This window comes from Mycobacterium sp. TH-M103 (assembly GCF_057473785.1).
Genome location: NZ_JBYCLG010000337.1, coordinates 1 through 3,665, shown reverse-complemented (window position 1 = coordinate 3,665; position 3,665 = coordinate 1). Strand labels below are relative to the sequence as shown.

Below are 3,665 nucleotides of genomic sequence, written 5' to 3'. Positions count from 1 at the left end.
CCCGACAGCCCGCTGCGGGCGTTGAGGACGTCGTTGCGCAGGCGGCTGCGGCCCTGATCCATGGCCTTGACCAACTGGTCCTCGAGCTGGTCGAAGGCGGGAGTGGCGTCGTTCTCCCCGCCGCCGAGCGCGACCTGGGTGGCGGCCCGGTAGTTGCCCACCGAGATGTAGGAGTTCATCCGGTCGTTGGCCTGCCGCCAGCGCACCAGCAGCTGATCGGCGCCCTGCAGGTCGGGCTTGTCGACGGCGTCGCTACGGGACATGTACTGCTCGAGCTGCCGGTGCATCGCGTCGATGCGGTGATAGAAGGACTGCTTGCGCAGGTCCTCGTCGCCGCGCCGGATCAGCGACAGCGTCTCGTCGGCGCGCGCCTGTTGCGCGGTGATCTCGACCTTGGTCATGGTCTTGAGCGAGTCGGCGGCCGTGTCCTTGGCGCTGCGGCTGGCGGTCGTGGAGATGGTCAACGCCGTCCCGACCCACACCACCATGACGAGGATAGCCAGCCCACCCACGATCAGCCCCGGGTTGATCCGGCGCCGGGTGCGCCGGGCCAGCCAGCGGTGGGCGAACGCGCCGAAGGCCACCGTGGTGCCGACAACGAGGATCACCGGGGCCGGGATCTGGGTGGAGGCGGTCGTTTCGGCGTCCACCCGGTCCGAGGTCGCCTCGTAGAGCCGCGCCGCGTCCGGCAGGATCGTCGCCTGCATCAGCCCCGACGCCTCGGACAGGTAGGACGACCCCACCGGATTGCCCTCCCGGTTGTTGGTGCGCGCGATCTCGATCAGCCCGGTGTACACGGCCAGCTCGGCGTTGATCCGGCCCAGCAGCTGCACCAGCGGTTCGTCGGTCAGCCCGCTCGACGCCCTGGTCACGGCGACGGTGGCGTCGGTGATGGCCTGCTCGTAGCGCTCGCGGACCGGACGTGGTTCCGCTTCGGCGATGAAGGCGGTGGCCGCCGCGGCGTCGGCCACCGACAGCGTGGTGTAGAGCCGTCCGGCGGCGAACGACAGCGGCTCGGTGTGGTTGAGCACCGTCGTCAGCACCTGCTGGCGGTGGTTGATCGTCGTCGACGTGGCGAAGGCCGTCAGGCCGCCCAGGGTCGCCAGGACGATCCCCAGCGTCAGGATGCGGCCGGGCGTCGTCGAGATGAACCACCAGCGCGGGTGGGCCGGTTCGACCGGCGACCGGGATCCCTGGGGCTCGGTCGTCGGGTGGGCCAGCTCAACCGTCACGTGTGTGCAGACCTCGTCTCTCGGCCTCGGGGATTCACGGCACCAACTTCTATAAGCGAATTCTAAGAGGATGTTCCCGATGATGTGGGAGGCCGATGCAAATGACCCGCGCCTATTCTGAACGCGTGCACGGCGACGGCGACGGGTGGGTGATATCCGAGAACGGCGCTCACTACTGGGGCCGGTACGGCGCGGCCGGTCTGTTGCTGCGGGCCCCGCGGCCCGACGGCACCCCGGCGGTGCTGCTGCAGCACCGGGCGGTGTGGAGCCATCAGGGTGGCACCTGGGGCTTGCCGGGCGGCGCCCGCGACAGCCACGAGAGCCCGGAGCAGACGGCCGTGCGAGAGGCGCACGAAGAAGCCGGCCTGCACGTCGAGCTGCTGGTCGTGCGGGCGACGGTGGTCACCGCCGAGGTGTCGGGGATCGCCGGCACCCGCTGGAGCTACACCACCGTGGTCGCCGACGCCGGGGAGTTGCTGCACACCGAGCCGAACATGGAAAGCACCGAGATGCGCTGGGTCGCCGAGGACGAAGTGGCCGCACTGCCGCTGCACCCCGGTTTCGCCGCCAGCTGGCACCGGCTGCGCACCGAACCGGCGCTGGTCCCGCTGGAGGCCGGCGACGAGCGACGGCACCACCTGCCGCGCACCCTGCGGATCGACGACGAGGCGTTCGTGTGGTGCATGCCCGGCCCCCCGCTTCGGGAGGACCAGGCGCCCTCGCCGCTGAGCCGCCGGATCAGCTCGCTGCTGCAAGCGCCGACTTGAGCCGTTGCGCCGCCGCCCGGGGATCCTGGGCCGCGGTGATCGCGCGCACCACCACGACGCGGCGGGCGCCGGCGGCGAGCACGTCGGGCAGGCGCTGCGCGTCGATGCCGCCGATCGCGAACCACGGCTTGTCGGTGCGCAGCCGGGCGGCGGCGCTTACCAGCCGCAGGCCCGGCGCCGCGCGGCCCGGCTTGGTGGGGGTGGGCCAGCAGGGCCCGACGCAGAAGTAATCGGCCGCGCCGTGGGCGGCGGCGAGCTGGTCGGGGTCGTGGGTGGACAGGCCGATCAGCATGTCCGGCCCGACGAAGTCGCGCGCCACCTCCAGCGGCAGGTCGCCCTGCCCCAGATGCAGCACGTCGGCGCCGGCCGCGCGGGCGATGTCGGCGCGGTCGTTGACCGCGAACAGGGCGCCGTGTCGGAGCGCCGCGTCGGCGAGGATCTCGAGGGCGGCCAGCTCGTCGCGCGCCTCCAGCGGCCCGAACCGCTGCTCCCCGGCCGATCCTTTGTCGCGCAGCTGGATGACGTCGACCCCACCGGCCAGGGCGGCGTCGGCGAACTGGGCCAGGTCGCCGCGCTCGCGGCGGGCGTCGGTGCACAGGTAGAGCCGCGCTGCGGCCAGAGCGGAGACGCGTGTCTGCACACCGCGACGCTAGCGCGCTAGCGTGGAACCCGGGAAATACACAACACGGGAGCCCCGGGTAGCTGCGGGGCTGAGAGTGGGCACAGCCGGGAGGACCGGATCTGCCCTTACCGTCACACCTGATCCGGGTAATGCCGGCGATAGGGAGGCCGAACATGCCGCCAGATTCGCGGTCGCTGGCCGTCATCGGCGGCGGCGTCATCGGGCTTGCGGTGGCACGCGCGGCGGCGCGCGCCGGCTGGTCGGTGCGGGTGCACCGCACCGGGGACCGGGGCGCCTCCTGGGTGGCCGGCGGGATGCTGGCCCCGCACAGCGAGGGCTGGCCCGGCGAGGAGCGGTTGCTGCACCTGGGCCTGGAGTCGCTGCGGCTGTGGCGCGAGGGCGGGTTCCTGGACGACCTGCCGCCCGAGGTGGTCACCGCGCGCGAGTCGCTGGTGGTCGCCGTCGACCGGGCCGACGTCGCGGACCTGCGCACCGTGGCCGACTGGCTCTCCGCGCAGGGCCATCCCGTGATCTGGGAGTCGGCGGCCCGTGACGTCGAACCCCTGCTGGCGCAGGGCATCCGGCACGGATTCCGGGCGCCCACCGAGCTGGCGGTGGACAACCGGGGCGTGCTCGACGCGCTGGGCGCGGACTGCGAGCGCCTCGGGGTGCGCTGGGCCCCGCCGGTGAGCGAATTGTCCGGAGCCGGCGGCGACGCGGTGGTGATCGCCAACGGCGTGGACGCGCCCGCGCTGTGGCCCGGCCTGCCGGTGCGCCCGGTGAAGGGCGAGGTGCTGCGTCTGCGCTGGAGAAAGGGGTGTATGCCGGTGCCGCAGAGGGTGATTCGGGCCCGTGTGCACGGGCGGCAGGTGTACCTGGTGCCGCGTCACGACGGGGTGGTCGTCGGGGCCACCCAGTACGAACACGGTCACGACACCGCCCCGGTGGTGTCCGGGGTGCGTGACCTGCTCGACGACGCGTGCGCGGTGCTGCCCGCGCTGGGCGAGTACGAGCTGGCCGAGTGCGCCGCGGGCCTGCGCCCGA

General features: G+C 72.8%; 4 protein-coding genes. 2 read left to right on the top strand and 2 right to left on the bottom strand.

Features of this window, described 5'->3' with window-relative positions:
• The coding region (gene glnX, locus AC2VOR_RS18730) for a protein kinase G-activating protein GlnX (RefSeq protein ID WP_486964290.1) at positions 1–1,232 on the bottom strand (1,232 nt) is incomplete at its 3' end.
• A gap of 125 nt (positions 1,233–1,357) precedes the next feature.
• On the opposite strand from glnX, the gene AC2VOR_RS18725 reads away from it, so the two are divergent.
• On the top strand, positions 1,358–1,999 hold the full coding sequence (locus AC2VOR_RS18725) for an NUDIX hydrolase (RefSeq protein WP_369740901.1): 642 nt from the start codon (positions 1,358–1,360) through the stop codon (positions 1,997–1,999).
• On the opposite strand, the gene thiE is transcribed toward AC2VOR_RS18725, so the two are convergent.
• The gene (gene thiE, locus AC2VOR_RS18720; RefSeq protein WP_369740900.1) at positions 1,971–2,639 is read right to left on the bottom strand and encodes a thiamine phosphate synthase; all 669 of its coding nucleotides are present in this window, start codon (positions 2,637–2,639) and stop codon (positions 1,971–1,973) included. The two genes, AC2VOR_RS18725 and thiE, sit on opposite strands and share 29 nt — an antisense overlap.
• A 155-nt stretch (positions 2,640–2,794) precedes the next feature.
• On the opposite strand from thiE, the gene thiO reads away from it, so the two are divergent.
• A partial coding sequence (gene thiO / locus AC2VOR_RS18715) for a glycine oxidase ThiO (RefSeq protein ID WP_486964289.1) occupies positions 2,795–3,665 on the top strand: 871 nt, incomplete at its 3' end.